This is a genomic window from Desulfobulbus oralis, assembly GCF_002952055.1.
Classification (GTDB): Bacteria; Desulfobacterota; Desulfobulbia; order Desulfobulbales; family Desulfobulbaceae; genus Desulfobulbus; species Desulfobulbus oralis.
Genome location: NZ_CP021255.1, coordinates 1,452,211 through 1,471,887, shown reverse-complemented (window position 1 = coordinate 1,471,887; position 19,677 = coordinate 1,452,211). Strand labels below are relative to the sequence as shown.

The 19,677-nt window shown below is 66.3% G+C and carries 15 protein-coding genes; 13 read left to right on the top strand and 2 right to left on the bottom strand.

What is annotated here, in order from left to right; all coding sequences use genetic code 11:
- Nucleotides 1–3: 3 nt before the first annotated feature.
- The 13 genes from CAY53_RS06480 to gspE all read left to right on the top strand — a co-directional run bounded on the left by CAY53_RS06480 (nucleotide 4) and on the right by gspE (nucleotide 15,453).
- On the top strand, nucleotides 4–1,230 hold the full coding sequence (locus CAY53_RS06480; RefSeq protein ID WP_104936442.1) for a lipoprotein-releasing ABC transporter permease subunit: 1,227 nt from the start codon (nucleotides 4–6) through the stop codon (nucleotides 1,228–1,230).
- Nucleotides 1,223–1,915: an ABC transporter ATP-binding protein gene (locus CAY53_RS06475; RefSeq protein WP_104936441.1), complete on the top strand. Its 693-nt coding sequence runs from the start codon at nucleotides 1,223–1,225 to the stop codon at nucleotides 1,913–1,915. The genes CAY53_RS06480 and CAY53_RS06475 overlap by 8 nt, the downstream gene beginning before the upstream one ends.
- 253 nt (nucleotides 1,916–2,168) lie before the next feature.
- Nucleotides 2,169–4,820 (top strand): type II secretion system major pseudopilin GspG, encoded by a 2,652-nt coding sequence (gspG, locus tag CAY53_RS13745; protein ID WP_181040203.1) that lies wholly within the window; start codon nucleotides 2,169–2,171, stop codon nucleotides 4,818–4,820.
- Nucleotides 4,789–5,316: a prepilin-type N-terminal cleavage/methylation domain-containing protein gene (locus CAY53_RS06465; protein ID WP_104936439.1), complete on the top strand. Its 528-nt coding sequence runs from the start codon at nucleotides 4,789–4,791 to the stop codon at nucleotides 5,314–5,316. Before gspG ends, CAY53_RS06465 begins: the two co-directional genes overlap by 32 nt.
- On the top strand, nucleotides 5,297–5,725 hold the full coding sequence (locus CAY53_RS06460; RefSeq protein WP_181040202.1) for a prepilin-type N-terminal cleavage/methylation domain-containing protein: 429 nt from the start codon (nucleotides 5,297–5,299) through the stop codon (nucleotides 5,723–5,725). The genes CAY53_RS06465 and CAY53_RS06460 overlap by 20 nt, the downstream gene beginning before the upstream one ends.
- A complete protein-coding gene (locus tag CAY53_RS06455) occupies nucleotides 5,722–6,429 on the top strand; it encodes a PulJ/GspJ family protein (RefSeq protein WP_104936437.1) in 708 nt (235 codons plus the stop codon). The genes CAY53_RS06460 and CAY53_RS06455 overlap by 4 nt, the downstream gene beginning before the upstream one ends.
- A complete protein-coding gene (locus CAY53_RS06450) occupies nucleotides 6,426–7,475 on the top strand; it encodes a type II secretion system minor pseudopilin (RefSeq protein ID WP_104936436.1) in 1,050 nt (349 codons plus the stop codon). Before CAY53_RS06455 ends, CAY53_RS06450 begins: the two co-directional genes overlap by 4 nt.
- A gap of 310 nt (nucleotides 7,476–7,785) precedes the next feature.
- Complete coding sequence (locus CAY53_RS06445; RefSeq protein ID WP_104936435.1) at nucleotides 7,786–9,237, top strand: PilN domain-containing protein; 1,452 nt, start codon at nucleotides 7,786–7,788, stop codon at nucleotides 9,235–9,237.
- On the top strand, nucleotides 9,234–9,758 hold the full coding sequence (gene gspM / locus CAY53_RS06440; RefSeq protein WP_104936434.1) for a type II secretion system protein GspM: 525 nt from the start codon (nucleotides 9,234–9,236) through the stop codon (nucleotides 9,756–9,758). The genes CAY53_RS06445 and gspM overlap by 4 nt, the downstream gene beginning before the upstream one ends.
- On the top strand, nucleotides 9,755–10,702 hold the full coding sequence (gspN, locus tag CAY53_RS06435) for a type II secretion system protein GspN (RefSeq protein ID WP_104936433.1): 948 nt from the start codon (nucleotides 9,755–9,757) through the stop codon (nucleotides 10,700–10,702). The genes gspM and gspN overlap by 4 nt, the downstream gene beginning before the upstream one ends.
- On the top strand, nucleotides 10,699–11,445 hold the full coding sequence (locus CAY53_RS06430) for a type II secretion system protein N (RefSeq protein ID WP_181040201.1): 747 nt from the start codon (nucleotides 10,699–10,701) through the stop codon (nucleotides 11,443–11,445). The genes gspN and CAY53_RS06430 overlap by 4 nt, the downstream gene beginning before the upstream one ends.
- Before the next feature lie 50 nt (nucleotides 11,446–11,495).
- Nucleotides 11,496–13,712, top strand: a complete 2,217-nt coding sequence (gene gspD / locus CAY53_RS06425; protein ID WP_146106434.1) for a type II secretion system secretin GspD — start codon at nucleotides 11,496–11,498, stop codon at nucleotides 13,710–13,712.
- 1 nt (nucleotide 13,713) lies between these two features.
- Nucleotides 13,714–15,453, top strand: a complete 1,740-nt coding sequence (gene gspE, locus CAY53_RS06420) for a type II secretion system ATPase GspE (protein WP_104936430.1) — start codon at nucleotides 13,714–13,716, stop codon at nucleotides 15,451–15,453.
- A 220-nt stretch (nucleotides 15,454–15,673) separates the two neighbouring features.
- Here the strand turns inward: gspE and CAY53_RS06415 are convergent, their stop codons facing one another.
- Both CAY53_RS06415 and ldhH read right to left on the bottom strand, forming a co-directional pair.
- Nucleotides 15,674–17,431 carry an L-lactate permease gene (locus CAY53_RS06415; RefSeq protein ID WP_104936429.1) on the bottom strand — a complete coding sequence of 586 codons (1,758 nt, stop codon included), beginning with the start codon at nucleotides 17,429–17,431 and terminating at the stop codon, nucleotides 15,674–15,676.
- A gap of 68 nt (nucleotides 17,432–17,499) precedes the next feature.
- Nucleotides 17,500–19,674 carry an L-lactate dehydrogenase (quinone) large subunit LdhH gene (ldhH, locus tag CAY53_RS06410; protein WP_104936428.1) on the bottom strand — a complete coding sequence of 725 codons (2,175 nt, stop codon included), beginning with the start codon at nucleotides 19,672–19,674 and terminating at the stop codon, nucleotides 17,500–17,502.
- Between the last annotated feature and the right edge of the window lie 3 nt (nucleotides 19,675–19,677).

The following is a 19,677-nucleotide window of genomic DNA, read 5'->3' as shown; positions in this document are numbered from 1 at the left end:
CCCATGCCTGCCTTTGCCTGGTTTGTCAGCCTGCGCTACCTGCGGGCCAAGCGCAAGCAGAAGTTCATCTCGCTGATCACGCTCATCTCCATTCTGGGCGTGGCTGTGGGCGTGATGGCGCTGATTGTGGTGCTCGCAGTCTATACCGGCTTCACCGAAGGTCTGCGCGACCAGATCATCGGCATCAACTCCCACGTTATCGTGCAGAGCTATGCCGGCGCGATCAGGCAGCCCCGGGAGCTGATGGCCGCAGTGGCGGCCACGCCCGGAGTGGTGGCGCAAACGCCGGTCATCTACACCCAGGCCCTGATCACCTCGAACGCCACCTCGAGCGGCGTGGTGCTGCACGGCATTGACCCGGAAAGCAACCAAAAGGTCGTTGCCATCGGCGAAAAGATGAAAAGCGGTGCCCTGGAGAGTCTGAATCAGGAGCAGCCGCCCACGATCGTCCTGGGCAGCGATCTGGCGCGCACGCTGCAGGTGCTGCCCGGCGACCGGGTGCAACTGCTGGCCCCGAACGGCCCGCTCACGCCCATGGGCGTGCTGCCCAAGCTGCGGGTGGCCTCGGTGAGCGGGATCTTCGCCACCGGCATGTACGAATACGACGCCAACGCAGGCTATCTGGGCCTGGATCTGGCCCGCAGTCTGGCCGGGCTGGAGCCGGAAGCGGTGCACGCCATCGAGGTGCGGGTGCAGGACGTGGAGCGAGCGGACGCCGTAGCCGCAGCCATCGGCCAGCGGCTGGGCAGCTCCTATGTGGTGCGCGACTGGATGCAGCTCAACCAAAACCTCTTTGCCGCGCTCAAGCTGGAAAAGCTGGGCATCTTCATTGCCCTTGACCTGATCATCCTGGTCGCAGCCCTGAACATCATCAGCGCGCTCATCATGCTGGTGATGGAAAAAAACCGGGACATCGCGATCCTCAAATCCATGGGCGCGACCACCAGCGCCATCATGCGCATCTTCCTGTACCAGGGCCTGGTTATCGGCGTGACCGGCACCATTCTGGGCGTGTTCAGCGGCCTCGGCCTCTGCCGCATTCTGAAGACCTGCAAAATCATCGAACTGCCGGCCAACGTCTACCCCATGTCCACGATTCCGATCAAGGTGGTGCCCGCGGATGTGACCCTGATCGCCGTGTCGGCCCTGGTGATCACCCTGCTGGCCACCCTGTACCCCTCGCGCAAGGCAGCCGGGGTTCAACCTGCAGAGGCCCTGAGCTATGAGTGAGGCAACACCGCTTTTGACCGCGCAGGCGCTCTGCAAGAGCTATCAGAGCGGCGACAGACGGCTTGCCGTTCTGGACGGCCTGGACTTTGTCATGGCGCCGCAGGAGTCCTGCGCCATCGTCGGCGCTTCCGGCTCGGGCAAAACCACGCTGCTGCAGATTCTGGGCACGCTCGACCGGCCGGATTCCGGCACCCTGCTCTTCAAGGGCAGGGATCTGCTGGCGCTGTCCGGCACGAGTCTGGCCAGGCACCGCAACGGCGAAATCGGCTTCATCTTCCAGTTCCACCATCTCCTGCCGGAATTCAGCGCGCTGGAAAACGTCCTCATGCCTGCCCGCATCGCCGGGAAGCTGACAACGGCAACCCGGAGCCGGGCCGGCGAACTGCTGGAACGGGTCGGCCTGGGCGAACGCCTGCACCACCGGAGCGGCGAACTCTCCGGCGGCGAACAGCAGCGGGTCGCCTTGGCCAGGGCCCTGGTGATGCAGCCGGCGCTGCTGCTGGCCGACGAACCCACCGGCAACCTGGATGCGGAGAGCGGGCAGAAGGTCTTCCAGCTTTTGCAGGATCTGAGCCGCAGCCAGGGCCTTTCGGTCATCATGGTCACCCATAACCTCGAACTGGCAGAGGCCATGGATCGCTGTCTGCGGCTTGCCGACGGCACCCTGGCCCCCTTTCAGGCCTAGCGGCAGGCGCCAGAATGGCCCTGCGGCTGCACAGCGCGCTGGCCGTCATGGCGCCGGACTCGGCCTGCACGCCGACATAGCCAGCCGCCTGATGCCCCTGCCTTTTTGCAGGGTATTTAGATTTGGAGGCAAGTATGGTATAAGGGTTTTTTCAGCGGGAAGAGGCCCTCCCGTTTTGCCCGCATTGCCTGCACCTGCCCGGCACTTTTGCTGTATGCTGCTGTTTATTCGTTTCCTTTGTCTGATACTTCTGTTGAGCCTGGCCCGGACCGCGCCGGCCCCGGCCGCGCCCAGCCTGGACGCCGCCTTTGGCCGCGACGGCCGGGTCGCGGTGGAGCTGGGCGGTCGCAACAGCGCCAATGCCGTTCTGGTGCAGCCGGACGGCAGAATCGTGGTGGCCGGCTCGGTCAATCCCGGTGCGGCCAAGAACTTTTCGCTGCTGCGTTTCAATCCGGACGGCACGCTGGATACCGGCTTCAACCATGAGGGCGCCCTCATCACCTCCCTCGCTCTGGGCGACGACGAGGCCCTTGCCCTGGGCCAGCTTTCGGATGGCCGCATCGTGGCAGGCGGCTACACGTCGAACGGCGCGTCACGGGACTTCGCCCTGGCCTGCTATTTCCCGGACGGCACGCTGGACAGGGATTTCGGCCTGAACGGCATTACAGTGACGCCCGTGGGCGGCGGGGACGACGAGATCACGGCGCTGGCGATCACCCCGGACGACCGAATCGTGATAGCCGGCAATGTGGGCGGCACCAACGGCAGCGTGGCCGCAGCAGCCCGCTACGATGCCCTGGGCGAGCTGGACGCCGCTTTTGGCGAACGGGGCATCACCCTTGTGACCGTGGGCGACGAATCCCGGGCCGAGGGCCTGCTGCTGCGGGAAGATGGCGGCCTGCTGCTCTCCGGCACCTTCCGCCGGGGCGACCGGGTGTCGCTCATGCTGGTGGCGCTGGACAAGGACGGCCTGTTGGATACAGACTTTGGCGACCAGGGCGTGGCCATGCCCCACGGCATGATTCCAAGCGAGGGCTACCGGCTGGCTGCGGACAAGGATGGGCTGGTCTATGTGGCCGGAGCCGTGGGCGAGCCGGGCCGGCGGGACACGGCCCTGTTCCGTTTTTTTATGGATGGCCGGCTGGATCCGGATTTCGGGCTGCGGGGCGCGGCGATTCATCCGGCGAGCCCGGAAGACGACGTGCTCTTTGACGTGGCGGTGAGCGACCGGGGGGTGGTGGCCAGCGGCTTTGCCACAGAAGGCGGCAGGCGCCGTTTTCTGGTGGCCTCCTATGCGGCGGCCAACGGCTCGCTGGACGAGCCCTTTCTGCCGGTGGCGCAACTGGAGGCGCCGGGCAAATACCCGCATCTGAGCGGGGTGGCCAAAAGGCGACCCAGGCTTCGCCGCCATGCCGGATCAGCGCCGGCCGCAAGGCCGCCCAAAGAGGCGGAGACGCCCTACGCGCCCGGGAGCCCGGAAACCGCAGCGCCGGATGCCAAAAGCACGGAGGAGGACCCGCTCTCCCAAAAACGCCTGCCCTGGCCATGCCGTCAGGCTCTGGCCCTTCTGCGCTGGCTGGCACCCACGCCGGTCTTTGCGGCCGAACTGCCCGCAGAGCCGGGCCCTCAGCCGCCCAAGGTGGCGCTCTTCGACTTTGGCGGCGACGAGGCCGTGGGTTATGCCGCGGCCCTGGATGCGGAGGGCAATGTGCTGGTAGTCGGCACCGTGGCGCAGGGCCGGCTCACGTCCATGGCCCTGGCCCGCTTTGCGGCGGCCAGCCTGTACAACACCAATGCCTTTGTCAATCAGAACGGCACGGTGAGTACGGCCCTGCGCACCCTGCAGCCCCTGGCCATTACCCGCAGTAGCGCCCGCTCCGGCGGCGAGATTCTGCCGGAACTGGGGGCTGCGGTACGGGCACGGGGCCTGGTGTTCAGCACCGCTGCCCATCCCGTGCTGGAGCGCGTGAGTGCGGCCGACAACGGGCCGCAGCCGCCGGCCACCGCCTTGCGCGGTCATGTGGCTGCAGGCAGCGGCCCCGGCGCCTTCGAGGTTCTGCTTTCCGGCCTGCAGCCCGGCACCCTCTACCACGTGCGGGCCTATGCGATTACCGAAGACGGTGCTGCGCATTACGGCCCGGAGCGCCGTTTCCACACCGCAGACGCCTGCTTTCTGGCCACCGCCGCCTTTGGCAGCATCAGCCATCCGGCGGTCATCCTCTTACGACAATTCAGGGACACCATGCTCAGCACCAAGCCTCTGGGCCAGGCCTTGATCGGCCTGTACTACCGCCTGTCGCCACCGCTGGCGGCGCTTATCGAACAGCAGCCCGCGCTCCGGCTCCTCTGCGCGCTCGCGCTCCTGCCTCTCCTGGCCTTTGCCTGGCTCGCACTGCACCTGGGGCTGGCGCCGGCCTGCGGCATCGGCCTCGTTCTGTGTCTGCTGCCGCTGCGCGCACGGCTGCGGACCTTTCATCAAAACGCACGCGGCTTCACCCTCATCGAAGTCATGGTGGTCATGCTGATTCTGAGCATCCTGGCCGTGCTGGTGGTCCCCAGAATCATGGACAGACCCGAGGATGCGCGCCGCACCCAGGCAATGGTGCAGATGAGCGCCCTCGAGCAGGCGCTCAAACTCTACCGGCTGGACAACGGGCAGTATCCCACGACCGAGCAGGGTCTGCAGGCCCTGGTCGCCCCGCCGGTCGCCGGCCCGCAGGCCCACAGGTGGCGGCAAGGAGGCTATCTGGAGCGGGGCAAGGTGCCGAAAGACCCCTGGGGCGGGAACTTCGTCTACCTCAGCCCGGGTCTGCACGACGACTTTGACCTCATTTCCTACGGCGCGGACAGACAGCCTGGCGGCGAGGGCAGGAATGCGGACGTCAACAACTGGGAACTGCAATAGGGCCTGGGGCTTCACCCTCATCGAAGTGCTGGTGACGCTGGCGCTGCTGGCGCTGCTGAGCACTCTGGCGCTGCCGAAAATCGGCCTCTTTCTGCGCGGCGATGCCCTGCAGCGGGGCGCGAGGGCCGGCATGGCGCTGCTGCAGGAAACGGCCGGCCGCGCCCGCGAGGAGCAGCGCGCCTGGGTGCTCCGCTATGATGCCACCCAGCATGCGCTCCTCGCCGAACCGGCGAAATCCCAGGCAGGGGCGCAGGAACGGGTCCGCCGGGTCCTGCTCCCGGCAGGGCTGCGAGCGGTGCGCATCCGCACCAGAACGGCCGGCGACCGGGGAACGCCGCGCCTCTTCATCAGCGCCAGGGGCTATGTCCAGCCAGCCCTGCTCACGCTGGAAGACGCAGGCGGGGCAATGCTGACGCTCGCGCCCAGCCCCTTTCTCGGCCGGGTCAGGCTGCTGCCCGGCGCGGTGGATGTGCATCGTGCCGACCTGTTCCGCTGACAGCCGGGGCTTTGCCCTGATGGAGCTGCTGCTTGCCGTGGCTATTCTGGCGGCGGGCTGCCTGCTCCTGTTCAGTGTGCAGGCCACAAACGCGGACCGGGCGGCCGAAGCCCGTTTCCAGACCCGGGCCGCGCTGCTCGCCCGGCACAAACTGACGGCATGCCGCCTGCAGCCCTTTGACCAGGTGGCTGACGAGGCGGGCGATTTCGGTCCGGAGAGCCCGGATCTGCTCTGGGAACAGGGGGTACATGAACTCGGCCCCGAAGAGAGCGGTCTGGCCGGCAGCGCAGGCTGGCTCAAGCTGGTGGAGCTGCGGGTACGGCCGCGTGGCGGCAGGCAGCCGCTCTTCACCGTCCGCACCGTCCTGATGCGGCATCCGGACAGCGAAACGCAGGAGACCGCACCATGAAGGGCTGCACAGGATGCCGCGGTTTCACCCTGGTGGAACTCATGATTGCCATGAGCCTCCTGGCGCTGGTCATGGCGCTTTTGGGTACGGCCCTAAGCGGCTCGACCAGGGCGGTTGAGGCCATCACGGCGGAGAGCGGGGTGCTGGTGCAGGCCGAAACCGCACTGGCCCGGCTGGCCGAGGATCTGGCAGGCGCCTGTCCTGAACCCGCGCTGCCCTTTCAGGCAGGCAGCTCTGCAGTCCAGCGCCTGGGCGAGGATCAGAGCGACACACTGGTGTTTGCGGCCCGCCACCTGCCCCTCGAGCCGGAGGCCGGCTACCGCGGCCCGGCCCTGATCGCCTACAGGGTGGAACGGGAGGCGGGCGGGAGCCGGAGGCTCAAACTGCTGCGCGCCGATGTGCCGCTGCTTCTGGGCGAGGCCGGTGATCCCGAGGCTGTGGACAGGGCCTTTTTCGTGCTGGCAGAGGGCCTGCGTGCCGTGGCCTTCGAGCCGCTGAACCGGCAGGGCGGCCCCTGGCGTTTCACCGCCGTGGCTGCCGCGGGTCAGGAGGGCAACGCCCAGGTGCCGGCTGCGCTCCGTATCCGGCTGTCCTTCTGGCTGGATGCTGAGCAGCGGGAAAGCCGGAGCTACAGCACCACCGTACCGCTGCCCGTGGGTCTGACGCCGGCCAGACAGCGCCGCCTGCCGGGGCAGAGGCCATGAGCCGCCTGGGCATGCCCAGGGGGGGCTGCAATCGGGGCATGGCGCTGGTCCTGGTGCTGGCGGCCCTGGTCTTCCTGGCGGCCCTGAGCCTGCAACTGATGCAGAGCGTGAACCGCCAGACGGATGCGGCCTTTGGCCTGGCCCGGCAACTGCGGCTGGACGCCCTGCTCCTGGGCGGCCAGGAGCTGGCGCGTGCCGCGCTCCTCATGGATCAGTCGAAAAACCAGTTCGATTCCTTCTTCGATGTCTGGAACAGACTGGATGAAACCAGGATCCAGGCGCTTGCGGGCGGGGACTCGAAACTCACGGTACGCATCGCCGATCTGAGCGGGCGCTTGCAGGTCAACGCCCTGGGCAAAACAGCCGACGAGCGGCCGCCGGAGGCCGGGGCCGCCGACAGGGCCCAGGCCGAAGCGCAGGCACGGGCACGCTACCGGAAAGTCTGGCGGCGTTTTCTGGCCTCTGGCCGCTTTGCCATCCAGCCCGAGGAGATTGACCCGCTCCTGGACGCCCTGGCCGACTGGGTGGATCGGGATCAGACCGAGCGGCCGCTGGGCGCGGAGGACGGCTGGTACCAGGCTCAGGAGCCACCCTATGCGCCCCGGAACGCCCCCATCCGCTCGGAGGAGGAGCTGCTCCTGGTGCGGGGCATGAGCCGGGCGCTGTTATACGGAGATGCGGAGCACGAGGGGATCGCGGCCTACATCACGGTGCTGGGCGATGATGCGATGCTCAACCCGAACACCGCGCCGGAAGCGGTGCTCCTGGCCCTGCTGCCGGAGATGCGCATGGACAATGTGCGAAACATCGGCGCCTTCCGCAGCGATCCGGAAAACCTGGCCGCACTGGCCGATCCGGGCTGGCTCGCCCTGGTGCCGGGCCTGCCCGCCGACCTGGGTGGCGATATGCCGCTGTTCACGGTGAAGAGCCGCTTTTTTGCGGTACAGGTCCTGGCCTGGCAGGGCCGTTTCCGGCGGCTGGGCAGCGGCCTGATCGAGCGTCGCGACCAGGGCGCGCCCGTGCTGCGGCACTGGCAGATTGACTAGGGGCCTGCCGGGGCCGCATTGGGCATGCGGGCAAAAATTGGCCCGTCACTTGCCCTTGCCAAGCCGGGCCGAAAACAGTATCCAGCGTGCACGGCGCGTCTTCGCCATTTCGGGACATCGGCAAGGGGCGGCTTTTCCGGCCCTGCCGGAGCGATGCGGACAGGCGCCCCCTGGGTACTGCACGCACAGACTTGCCCGGTTTCCGGGCTATGACGACAATTGGCAGCGGCATGAGCTGGATCTGCCCTTTTTCTTTGGAGATTGCCGCGCCTGTTTCGCAGGCGCCGGGGTGCATGGAGCATAACAAGGCATGGAGAGGCGGCAAGGTCTGGGCATAGCGCTGGGCGAGGGGGAACTGAGCGCGGTGGTGCTGGAGCTGAGTGGGCGACGGCCCGTGGCGACGGCCACGGCGCGGCTGCCGCTGGAGCCGGGCCGGCACGGGGCTGACGCGCTTGGGGCAGCGCTGGAGCGGCTCGTGGCGGCCCTGCCCCGGCGGGGCCGGGGCTGCGCCTGCGTGCTGGGCCTGCCGCTGGCGCTGCTGATCGTGCACAATCTGCGTCTGCCCTTTCAGGATACGAAACAGCAGACCCTGGCCCTGCCCTCGGCCCTGGAGGAGCTGCTGCTGAGGCCAGGCTCGGCGGAGCGGGCAATCGGCGCCTTCAATCTGATCGACACGGATCCAGCAGGCGCCAGACTGCTGGCCTATGCCGCGGACAAGACGCTGCTGCAGGCCCTGCTGCCGCCGGCACAGAAGGCCTGCGATCCGGATTGCCTCTGCCCGGCTCTGCCGCTTTTGGCCTCGCAGATCGGGGCGGCGGAGCCGGACGCGCTGGTGCTGCACCTGGCTGCGGAAACGGCGGAACTGGCCCTTGTGCACAACAGCCGCATGGCCTGCTGCCGGGCCCTGTCCGTACCGGCCGGGACTGCTGCGGCCTGCGTCCCGGCACTGACGCTGGCCATCCGGCAGAGCCTGAGCCTGTTTCGTCAGCAAGCTGCGCCGGATGCAGGTGCCCCGGCAGGCCTCTGGCTCTGCGGCCCCCTGGCCGGCGATGCGGAGCTGCCGGGCCAGCTGGAAAGGGCCCTGCAGATTCCGGTGCGCCGCTGGCAGGCGGAGCTGGCAGGCCGGGCCCTGGCTCCGGACTTTGACGCGGCGCTGGCCTGTGCGCTCGCGGCCCTGCAGCAGAAGAGTCCTGCCTCCCTGAATTTCCGGCGCGGCGAACTCGCCCCCAAAAGCGGATTCTGGCCAGGCCTGCGGGGCAAAAAGGGCCGGATCCCGGCGGCGCTGGCCCTGGCCGCCTGTCTTGCCTGCCTGCTGCTGGCCGGCCGGGTACAGAGTCTGAAAGCCCAAAGCGCCCGCCTGCACGACGAAATGGAAGGGATATACCGCTCAGCCTTCCCGACCGTTCAGGTGGTGCACGATCCCTATATGGAAATGCAGGCAGCGCTCAGGGCCGGTGGGCCGGCCGCCTCGCCGCTCTTCGCTCCCGGCCGGCCGGCCGCGCTGACCGTGCTGGCCGAACTGTCGAAGCGCCTGCCCGAAGATCTCAAGCTCACCGTGCAGCGTTTCACGCTGGACCCGGACAGGGCCCTGCTGCGCGGACAGACCAAAAGTTTCGGCGATGTGGAACGCATCCGCGCGCTGCTGGCCGCCTCACCGCTCTTTCACGAGGTGCGCATCCTCTCCTCCACCATGGACAAAAGCAGTGCAGACAGCCCGGTGCGCTTTGAACTGAGTCTGAAACGGACAGGAGGCGCGCCATGACGACCCGGGAAAGAAAGGCGGTGGCCGCAGCCGCCATTGTGGTTCTGGCCTTTGTCTTGCTGCAGTTTCTGCTGCTGCCCCTCTGGGACGAATCCCAGCGGCTGCAAAACGGCATTGCCTCGCAAAAACGGCAGCTTGCTGCAATGCAGGAGCTGCAGCGTCATCTGGCCCCGGGTGCGCAGCAGAAACAGGCTGCCCAGCTCGGGCGGCGGAAAAAGGATTTCAGTCTCTTCGCCTTTCTGGAGGAAGCCGCGGCCGCAAGCCGCATCAAGCCGCACGTGCAGGCCATGCAGCCGGTGGAAGCGGCGGAGACTGCAGCGGGTCTGAGCACGGTCGAGCTGCAGCTCAAGGCCGTCGGGCTGGCGCAGTTGGGCCGCTTTCTGGACCTGGTGGATGCGCCGGACAATCTGGTGGCTGTGGAGCGGATGGTCATTCAGGGCAGCGGCAAACAGGGCGAGCCCCTGGACGTCAGCCTGCGCGTGCAGGCCGTGGCCGCTCCGGGCGGAGAGAAGCGGCCATGAGCGGGGCGGCGTTCCTGCGGACCTTGGGCCGCGTGCTGACGGGCAGTCTCCTGCTCCTGGCGCTGGCGGCGCTCTTTGCGTGGTGGCTCTTCCCTGAGGATTTTGTGCGGCAGCTCCCGGAGCGGGCCCTGAACCGGGCCCTGCCCAGGTGGCAGTGGCAGGTGGGCGCCGCGCGCTGGCGCTGGCCGGGATGGCTGGAATTGCGGCAGATCAGGGCCCAGGGCCATGGCGGCGGCGACTTGAGCGTGGAACGCCTGAGCCTGCAGCCGGAGTGGTCTTCGTTCCTCAGGGGGCGGCAGTGGCGGCTTGCCTTTGCCGCGGAGCTGGCCGGCGGCACGGTGACGGGCAGGGCCAGCGCGCATGGGGACAGCGCCCTGAGCTGCTCGGCCGAAGTCCAGAGCCTCGATCTGGCCGGCCAGCCCTGGCTGGGCCGAATGCTCGGTCGGGAACTCAAGGGCCGGCTCTCCGGCACGCTTGCGGCGCAATTCGAGATGCGCAGCGGGCTGCTGTCCGCGCTCGAGGGCCGGCTGAGCGCGCAGGACGGCGCGATTCCGCTCCGGCACCCGGTTCTGGGCCACGAAGTCCTGCCCTATGCCCGGATTTCGACCCGGCTCCGGCAGGACGGCCGGCGGCTCGTCCTGACCAGTGGCACCCTGGAGTCCCCCTTGGGCCAGGGCAGCTTTGCCGGCGCCGTGACGCTGGCCTGGCCGGCTGCTGCCAGTCGCATCAGCATGCAGGGCCAGCTCAAAGCCCGGCCGGAACTCTTTGCCCGGGTGCGTGAGCAGCCGGAATGGCAGGTCATGCGCCTGGAGGCCGGGAGCCGGCCGCTGGCCGTGATGCTTTCCGGCACACTGGCCGATCCGGCCCTGGCCTTCTCCCCCCTGGAGCTGGCCCCGGCTGCTCCCGCTTCACTGCAATCAGAGGCACAGGGCACAACGCCATGAAAAAACGTATCTGGCAATTGGCGCTCGCCATGCTGGCGCTGTACGCAGCGGTGCATTTCGCCTATCGCTGGCTGGAAGGCCGGGTGGATGCCGTGCTGGGCCCGGGCGGCACGGCACAGTCCCTGGATGCCGGCGCGGCTCCGGACCAGGGCGGGCTTTTGACCCACGAGGCGGCCCTCAAGAGCGTTGTGGGCCGCAACCTCTTTGCCGCGGCCCTCGAGGGCGCGGCAGAGGGCCGGGATTTTCGCCTGAGCACGGTGGCCGCCGAAAAGGGCCCGGTGCAGCTTCTGGGCACGGTCACGGGCAGGGGGGCTGCGGCGCGGGCCATCATCAAAAGCGGCCCGGAGGGCCGGGAGCGGCTCTACCGCATCGGCGACCAGGTGCAGGGCGCAAAGATCGTGGGCATCGAACGGGGCCGGGTGGAGCTGGCGGCCAGCGGGGGGCCGGAGTTTCTGCTGCTGAAGGAGCGGGAAAATACGGACAGCCGGCCGGCCGGCCCGGTGGCCGCGGCAGAGGGCAGCACCGGCGCCGCGGACGAAGGCGCGACCAGGGCCCCCCTTTCCCTCTCGGATCTCCGCTCGGAATCGGGCCGCATTGTGCCGCAAAGCCTGCCTGGCCGCCGGGTCAATACCGGCGCTTCCACGCCGCAGGAGCCGGCCAGGACAAGGGACGGCGTGCCGGTACGCACCGGGGCGGATGCCCTGCGGCGGCTGGAAGTACCCTGGGAAGGCCCGGAACAGTGAAGGCAAGCCTGACCCATGAATACATTGAAATCTCACAAGAACTTTTAATCATGCAGAAATTTGTCTTCGCACTCCTGGCCGCCCTGCTCTTCCTGCCCTCCCCCCTTCCGGCCGCGCCGCCCGCCCAGTCCGGCGGCGGACAGGTGACCATGGATTTCAACGATGTGGACATCAATGTCTTCATCAAGTACATCAGCGAGCTGACCGGCACCAATTTTGTCGTGGATCGGGAGGTCAGGGGCCGGGTGAGCATCATCTCGCCAAGCGGGGTATCGACGGACGAGGCCTACCGCATCTTCGAGTCGGTTCTGGAGGTCAACGGTTATGCGGCCGTGCCCAGCGGCTCGGTGGTCAAAATCGTGCCCTCCCTGCAGGCGCGCGCGAAAAACGTCGCCACGGTGCGCAGCGGGGCGCTCAGCCCGGAAGATCGCATCATCACGCGCATCGTGCAGCTCAACTACGCCGGCGCGGAAGAGGTGCGCGCCATGCTGAGCCCGCTCGTGCCCAAAACGGCGGTCATGGTGGCCCACGCGGATTCGGGCATCATCACCATCACGGACTATCAGTCAAATATCGCAAGACTGCTGGAAATCATCCGCTCCGTGGACGTGCCGGCCAAAAACGAGGAGCTGGTCATCATACCTCTGCAGCACGCCTCTGCCACCAGCGCGGCCAAGGTGGTGGACCAGCTCTTTTCCGGCAATGCGAAGCAGGGTAAGCTCTCCAGCCCGATCCGGATTCTGCCCTACGACCGCGCCAACGCGCTGGTGGTCTCGGCCCCGCCCGCCCAGTTGGACCGGATTCGCGCGGCCGTCAAAAAACTGGATGTGGATGCCGGCACACGGCCCGAGCAGGTGCAGGTTTTGCCGCTGCAGCATGCCCGGGCCGAAGAGCTGGCCAAGGTGCTGATGGATCTGCCCCGGGAGGAAGCGGCCGCCTCGGGCGCTGCGGACGCGGACAAGAATCTGCGCCGGCCGGTCCTGACCAGGGACATCAACATCGTGGCCGACACCGAAACCAATGCGCTCGTGATCAACGGCCCGCGTGAGGAATTCGAGGCGGTGGCCGCCATTGTGCGCCAGCTCGACGTGCCCCGCCGCATGATCTATCTGGAGGCCCTGATCATGGAGGTGCAGGCGGACAAGGATTTCAATATCGGCGTGCAGTGGGGCGGGGCCGGCACCTTTGCCGACAAAAAGGGCCGGCTCTATACCGGGTTCAGCGGCAATGCGGACAAGCCCTACGACATCATCAACGGCATGAATGCCGGCAAGGCGACGCTGCCCGCCGGCTTTACCCTGGGCGTTCTGAAAGAGGGCATTGAAATCGGAGGCATTACCTTTCCCAATCTGGGCGCGGTGCTGAACGCCTACAAGAACGACGAGGACATCAACATCATCGCCACCCCGCAGATCCTGGCGACAGACAACAAAAAGGCGGCCATCAAGGTGGGCGAGAACGTGCCCTACATTGTCAGCAAGAACACCACCGAGGCACAGCGGGACTATACCAACTACGAATACAAGGACGTGGCGACCACGCTGGAGATTACGCCGCAGATCAATCAGACGGACGCCGTGCGCATGGACATCGGCGTGCAGGTCATCAAGCTGAAGGAACTGAACAACGGCAATCCCACCACGACCACCCGCACGGCCGACACCACCGTGGTGGTCCAGAACGAGCAGACCGTGGTGATTGGCGGCATGATCGGTCAGGACAGCTCAAATGGCGAATACAAGGTGCCGGGGCTGGGCGATATTCCCATCCTGGGCTGGCTCTTCAAGAGCCGGGGCAAGGCGGAAAAGAAAACCAATCTCTTCATTTTTATCACCCCGCACATTCTGCAGAGCGCGGAAGAGGCGGAACGGGTCTTTGCGGAAAAACGCGCCCAGGCCGAGGAGGCGCACCGGGAGCCAGGCGACGCGGCCGACCGCTTTCTGCGCCGCCGGCCGGCCGGCACGGATGCCTCGGTGCTGGCCGACCTGGGTGCGGCCAAACTGCGGGAAGGCCGTTTGGCCATGGCCCGCCGCTATCTGCTGGCCGCGCTCGAGGCCGATGGCGACAATCTGGCAGCCCTGGTGCACCTGGGCCTTTTGCTGGAGCAGGAGGACCGGAGGCAGGAAGCCCTGGCCCGCTTTGAACAGGCACTGGCCCTGCCGCTGCCGGAGGCTGCGGCAGAGGGGCCTGCGGTGCAGACGGCGCTGGAGCTGCGCAACGCCGCAGCCCTGCACCTGAAGGGGCTACAGGCCCGGCGGAGCCGCTGACATGCCTGCAGCAGCACAGGGGCTGACAGCGCCCAAACTGGGCGAAATCCTGCAGCGTTCTTTTGGCGTGGCCCCCGCTGCCGTGACCGCGGCCCTGCGCACTCAGGCGGAAGCGGCGGCCAGGGGCGAGACAGCGCCCCCGCGCCTGGGCGCCATCCTGCTGCATCAGGGGGCGCTCAGCCCGGAAAAGCTCGCCGCCGCGCTGGCGCAGCAGTTCGGCTGTGAAAGCCTGGCCAGGGTGCCGGACGATATCAGCCCCTTTTTCGTGGGCAAGCTTGGCCTGGCCCAACTGAAAAAATACCGGCTGCTGCCCGTAGCCACCCCAACGCGTTCTTTCCTGGCCCTGGCCGATCCCGCCTTCTTTCAGCAGGCCGATGAACTCGCCCGGCTGCTGGACTGGGACGGCATGCCCTGGGTGATTGTGCCGGAGGCCGAGATTCAGCGGGCCCTTGCCAATGCCTCGGACCAGACCCGGCCCCAGTTGGCCAGTCAGGTCATGCAGGATATGGACGAGGAAGACCCGGCCGGCATTCTCTCCGCCATCGAAGAGAGCACGGATCTTTTGGACGATACCAGCGACACCCCGGTCATCCGGCTGGTGAATCTGGTACTGTCCCAGGCGGTGCGGGAAGGGGCCAGCGACATTCACATCGAGCCCTGCCGCGACCGGGTGCGCATCCGCAAACGGGTGGACGGCATCCTCTACGACATGTACGAGCCGCCCCGCCATGCCCAGGCCAGGCTGATCTCCCGGGTGAAAATCATGGCCGGCATGGATATCGCCGAAAAGCGCCTGCCCCAGGACGGCCGCATCGAAATCCGCATTGCCCACCGCAATGTGGACATCCGGGTTTCCACCCTGCCCACAGCCTTTGGCGAGCGGCTGGTCATGCGGCTGCTGGACAAGGCCAACACCCTCTTGCCCCTGGCCAAGCTGGGTCTCGCCGAGGCGGACTTCCGCCATTTCCGCCGGCTGATCGCCGCGCCGGGCGGCATCATCCTGGTGACCGGACCGACCGGCAGCGGCAAGACCACCACGCTCTATTCCGCACTGCACACCATCAACACGCCGGACATCAATATCATCACCATCGAAGATCCGATCGAATACCAGATTGACGGCATCAGCCAAATGCAGGTCAACAGCCGCATTGGGCTGAGCTTTGCCGACGGCCTGCGCACCATCGTGCGCCAGGATCCGGACGTGATCCTGGTGGGCGAGATCCGGGACCAGGAAACCGCGCAGATCGCCATTCAGTCGGCCCTGACCGGGCACCTCGTGTTTTCCACCCTGCACACCAACGACGCGGCCAGCGCCGTGACCCGGCTGATCGACATGGGCGTGGAACCCTTCCTGGTGGCCTCTTCGGTGCAGGCCATCATGGCCCAGCGCCTGGTGCGCCGCATCTGCCCGGACTGCCGGGAAGCCTACCGGCCCGGGCCGGAACTGCTGCGTCTGGCCGGCCTGCCGGAGGACGCCGAAGGCCGGGTCTTTTATCGTGGCCGGGGTTGCCCGGCCTGCCTGCATACCGGCTACCGGGGCCGGATCGGGGTCTTCGAGCTGATGCGCCTGAGCCCTGCCCTGAAAAACCTGCTGCTCAGGACCTCCGAGGCCGGCGCCATCCGGGCCGCGGCTCTGGAACGCGCAGACGAGACCGGCATGCGTACCCTGCGCAGCGACGGCATCGCCAAGGTGCTGGCCGGCCTGACCACGCTGGAAGAGGTGTTTCGGGTCAGTTGAAGGAGGGCTGCGCCCGGGGTCGCAGGCGGGTTCTTGCGCCGCCAGACTTTCCGTGCAGCCTGCGCAGGTTCCGGGAAGGCCTGCACACCAGCCGCGGTCAGGAAGAGCTTCCTGCCCGATCCGCCCTTCGGAAAAATCCGCTCCTGATCATTTTGCCGGGCAAAGGAAAGGGCCGCACGGCATCGCCATGCGGCCCTGTTCGTGGAGCTGGGAGAGCTCCTTACGCGTACACCCCAAAGCACAGGATGCAGGCCACAATGCCCACCGGAATGCTGTAGAGCAGGAAGGGCCAGATGGTCTGTTTCAGGATGTCGCCTTCACGGCCGATCATGCCCAGAACGGCACAGGCAGCCACGATATTGTGGATGCAGATCATATTGCCCATGGCGCCGCCTGCGCCCTGGGCGGCCACCACGGCGATGCTCTGCTTCACGTTGTAGCCGAGCTGCTGGGCCACATCCCACTGGAAGTTGGCGAAGAGCATGTCGGAGACCGTATTGGACCCGGTAATAAAGGCGCCCAGGCCACCGATGTAGGAGGCCAGGGCCGGCCAGGCCTGACCGGTTGCCGCCGCGCAGATCGTGGCCATGGCCAGCGGCATGGAGGGCATCGTGCTGCCATCGGCCAGCACCTCTGTGGTCATGCCGGAGCCCTTGAAGATGGAGACCATGGAGACCGCCGCAATCAGGGCGATGGTCGGGGCCACCATCTTGTTGCAGGTCGTTTTCCACGCGCCAGCCACCTTGGCGCCGCTCATCCCGTGCAGGGCAATGGTGATCAGGGCCACCAGAATAAAGGGGATGGTGCCGGGTAACCACAGGAGATCAATGCTGGCACTCAACATCTGCTCGGTTCCGTCCGGCTTGACTTTCTCCACCACGCCTAGAATGCTGGGCCAGCCCAGCGTCACTTTCGCGCCGCAGCCCACGGTCAGCGCGCCATTCATGAGCCTCTTGAGGCCAAAGTACGGCACGCGGGTCACGACCAGAATGAGGCCGCAGAGGATGTAGGGCATCCAGGCCATGAGCTGGCTCATGTGTTCCTTGTACTCGGTCACGTCAGAGGCCTTGATGGAGCCGGTCCAACTGGGCTTCCACTCGGCCTGGGGGGCAAACTGCCAGTTGCCTTTCGGCACGCAGACGCCCATCTTGGTGAGCCAGACCAGAAGACCCAGACCCACCGCGCCGCCGATCAGAGACGGCACTTCCGGCCCGGCCAGCCAGGCTACCAGGAAGTAGGGCACGGCAAAGCAGACGCCGGCCAGGATGCAGTAGGGCCAGGCTGCGAAGCCCTCCTTCCAGGACTTGTTCCTGCCGAAGAAGCGGGTCATGAAGCCCAGCATGAAGATGGGCAGGATAAAGGCCATGGGGCCGTGCATCAGGGTGACGGTCTGGCCGATCAGCTTGAACAGCAGGGTGGTATCCTGGGTTGCCAGGGCCTTCAGGGCGATGTCCGGCGTATTGAGGCTGGCAAAGCCCATAATGACCGGGGTGCCGACTGCGCCGAAGGTGACTGGAAAGGAGTTGAAGACCAGGCACATGACCGCCGCGCAGAGGGGCGGAAAGCCCAGGCCCAGCAGCAGCGGCGCGGCCAGGGCGGCCGGGGTGCCGAAACCGGCGGCGCCTTCGATAAAGGCCCCGAACATGTAGCCAATGACAATGGCCTGCACGCGGCGGTCCGGGCTGACCTTGGTCATGCCGGCCTGGATGGTTTCCATGGCCCCGCTGTAGGTCAGCGTGTAGTAGATGAGGATGGCGCCAAAGACAATGATCAACACGCCAATGGCATTGATAGTGCCTTGAATGAAGAGCGCGCCTACCTGCAGGGCGCTCAGTTTCCAGACAAGCATGGCCAGAATCACGCTGGTGATGAAGGCCAGGGGCATGGCTCTTGTGGACGGCCAACGCAGGCCGACCATCAGGATCAAGGCCACCAGAATGGGCACAACAGCCAGTAAAGCCAAAATTCCTACCGACATAAATCTCTCCCACAAGTGATGGTGATGGGTAATGCTGCCGGGTCTGGCAGGGACCCGGCAGCAACAGGCTATTTGTCCTTGGTCTTCAGGTTTTCGGCCAGCAGATTGGCGATATGCTCCACCTGCACCTGCATCCTCCGCTTCTCCACGCCGCCACGGAGCTGCATGACGCAGCCAGGGCAGTCCACGACCAGACGGCTCGCGCCGGTGGCCGCCAGATGATCAAGCTTCTTGTCCAGCAGTTGGGCGGAAATTTCCGGGAATTTGACGGAGTAGCTGCCGCCGAAGCCGCAGCAGACCTCCTCTTCCTCGCAGGGCACATATTCCGCCGCATCGTTGATCAGTTCGCGGGGCGCCTTGTGTACGTCCAGACCGCGACAGAGGTGGCAGGCGGCGTGGTAGGTGACCTTCTCGCCAGAGCGCTTGAAATCTTCCGGCTCCAGTTTCAGCACGTCGTGGACAAAGGAGCTGAAGTCAATAATCCTGTCCGCGAATTTTTTGACCTCCTCCACACCCGGTCCGGCCAGAATCTCCGGATAGTGGTGCTTGAGCTGGCCTGCGCAACTGGCACACAGGGTGATGATATAGTCCGGACTGATCTCGCGGAAGGCCTCGATATTCTGCCGGGCCACAGCAATGGCGGTCTTGCGCTGCCCCATCATTTCCAGCGGCAGGCCGCAGCAGGTCTGGGCCAGGGGGAAATCCACGGCCACGTTTTTGGCGGCCAGAATCCTGACGCAGGCCTCCAGGTCCTCGGGATAGATGAAGTCCTGGGCGCAGCCGCTGAAAATGGCCACCCGCATAACGGGCTTGTCCAGATGCGGGTTGATTTGCGGCCAGCGATCGCGGAAGGACTGGTCGGCAATGGCCGGCAGCGCCTTGAAACCCTGCTTGCCCAGGAACATCATGGGCAGATGCCGCTGGATGCGGGCGCCTTTCGTGACACGCGCCTTGCCGGTAAAGGGCTTCTGGGCAAAGCTCGCAAACTTCAGCAGGCGATGGAAGGTCTTTCTGTCCCTCATGGCCAGAGCCGCCAGACCGCCCAGCACATCCGAGCCTTCTTCCTGGGTCAGGCGGGAACGGATCTCGCGAATCAGCCGTGGCAGGTCGATGCCACCGGCGCAGACATTGGCGCAGGACTGGCAGCCAATGCAGTTCTGGGACAGAATGCGGGCGCGGTCCTTGCCGTGGAAGAAGTAGGTCAGGATCAGGCCGATGGCGCCGATATAGATATAGCCCATCTTGTGACCGCCCACCAGGCGGAAGACCGGGCACACGTTGGCGCAGGCGCCGCAGCGGACACAGCGGAAGATCTGCCTGAAGAGCGGATCCTTGGCAATCCTGGTGCGACCGTTGTCCACAAAGACCACATGCATGACCTTCTTGCCGTCCGGATTGGCCTGACACTCGCCCGCGCCGTCCATCAGGGTGAAGTAGGAGGTCATGCGCTGGGCCGTGGCGTTTCTGGGCAGCACCTGCAGCGCCACCATCACGTCGTCCAGCGAGGCGACCAGCTTGTCCAGTCCGGCCACCACCACGTGCACCCGGGGCAGGGTCGTGACCATGCGGGCGTTGCCCTCGTTCGTCACCGTGGAAACCGCGCCGTTTTCAGCCACCGCGAAGTTGCAGCCGCTGATACCCATCTCACCGGCAATGAACTTGCGCCTGAGCTGCACCCGGGCCACCTTCACCAGGCGCTGGATATCGGTGTCCTGCTGCACGCCGGTCACCCTGGTGAAATCGTCCGCCACCTGATAGCGGGAGAGGTGTATGGCCGGCATGACCATGTGGGATGGACCTTCGTGCCGGATCTGGATGATCCACTCGCCCAGATCGGTTTCGTCAACGACCAGGCCTTCCGCTTCCAGAGCCGGATTCAGCCCGATCTCTTCGGCGGTCATGGACTTGGACTTGAGCACCTTCCTGACGTTATTCTCCTTCGCAATACGGGCGATGATGCGGTTGGCCTCCTCGGCGGTCTCCGCCCGGTGCACGTGGACGCCCCGCTTCTCCGCCTCGGCCTTGAACTGGGCGTACAGTTCCTCCATGTGCTGGCAGGCATAGTCCTTGGCGTCGGCCACCTGTTTGACCAGCGCCTGCTCGTCCACCTCCTGAAACACGGTGGCACGGCTGGCGCGGTAGGCGACGGCGAACTTGTCCAGCGTCTTGCGCAGGAAGTCGTCGTGCAGGGCCTCGTCAATTTCCCTGTGATAGCCCGAGCGGCTTTTCAGTGCGTCATGCATGGC

Excerpts from the sequence above, each read along its gene's own strand:
- gspN (WP_104936433.1), top strand. The coding sequence starts at position 9,755 with ATGAGCGGGGCGGCGTTCCTGCGGACCTTGGGCCGCGTGCTGACGGGC.
- CAY53_RS06465 (WP_104936439.1), top strand. The coding sequence starts at position 4,789 with ATGCGGACGTCAACAACTGGGAACTGCAATAGGGCCTGGGGCTTCACC.
- gspE (WP_104936430.1), top strand. The coding sequence starts at position 13,714 with ATGCCTGCAGCAGCACAGGGGCTGACAGCGCCCAAACTGGGCGAAATC.
- gspM (WP_104936434.1), top strand. The coding sequence starts at position 9,234 with ATGACGACCCGGGAAAGAAAGGCGGTGGCCGCAGCCGCCATTGTGGTT.
- ldhH (WP_104936428.1), bottom strand. The coding sequence starts at position 19,674 with ATGCATGACGCACTGAAAAGCCGCTCGGGCTATCACAGGGAAATTGAC.
- gspD (WP_146106434.1), top strand. The coding sequence starts at position 11,496 with ATGCAGAAATTTGTCTTCGCACTCCTGGCCGCCCTGCTCTTCCTGCCC.
- CAY53_RS06430 (WP_181040201.1), top strand. The coding sequence starts at position 10,699 with ATGAAAAAACGTATCTGGCAATTGGCGCTCGCCATGCTGGCGCTGTAC.
- CAY53_RS06415 (WP_104936429.1), bottom strand. The coding sequence starts at position 17,431 with ATGTCGGTAGGAATTTTGGCTTTACTGGCTGTTGTGCCCATTCTGGTG.
- CAY53_RS06450 (WP_104936436.1), top strand. The coding sequence starts at position 6,426 with ATGAGCCGCCTGGGCATGCCCAGGGGGGGCTGCAATCGGGGCATGGCG.
- CAY53_RS06475 (WP_104936441.1), top strand. The coding sequence starts at position 1,223 with ATGAGTGAGGCAACACCGCTTTTGACCGCGCAGGCGCTCTGCAAGAGC.
- CAY53_RS06480 (WP_104936442.1), top strand. The coding sequence starts at position 4 with ATGCCTGCCTTTGCCTGGTTTGTCAGCCTGCGCTACCTGCGGGCCAAG.
- CAY53_RS06445 (WP_104936435.1), top strand. The coding sequence starts at position 7,786 with ATGGAGAGGCGGCAAGGTCTGGGCATAGCGCTGGGCGAGGGGGAACTG.
- CAY53_RS06455 (WP_104936437.1), top strand. The coding sequence starts at position 5,722 with ATGAAGGGCTGCACAGGATGCCGCGGTTTCACCCTGGTGGAACTCATG.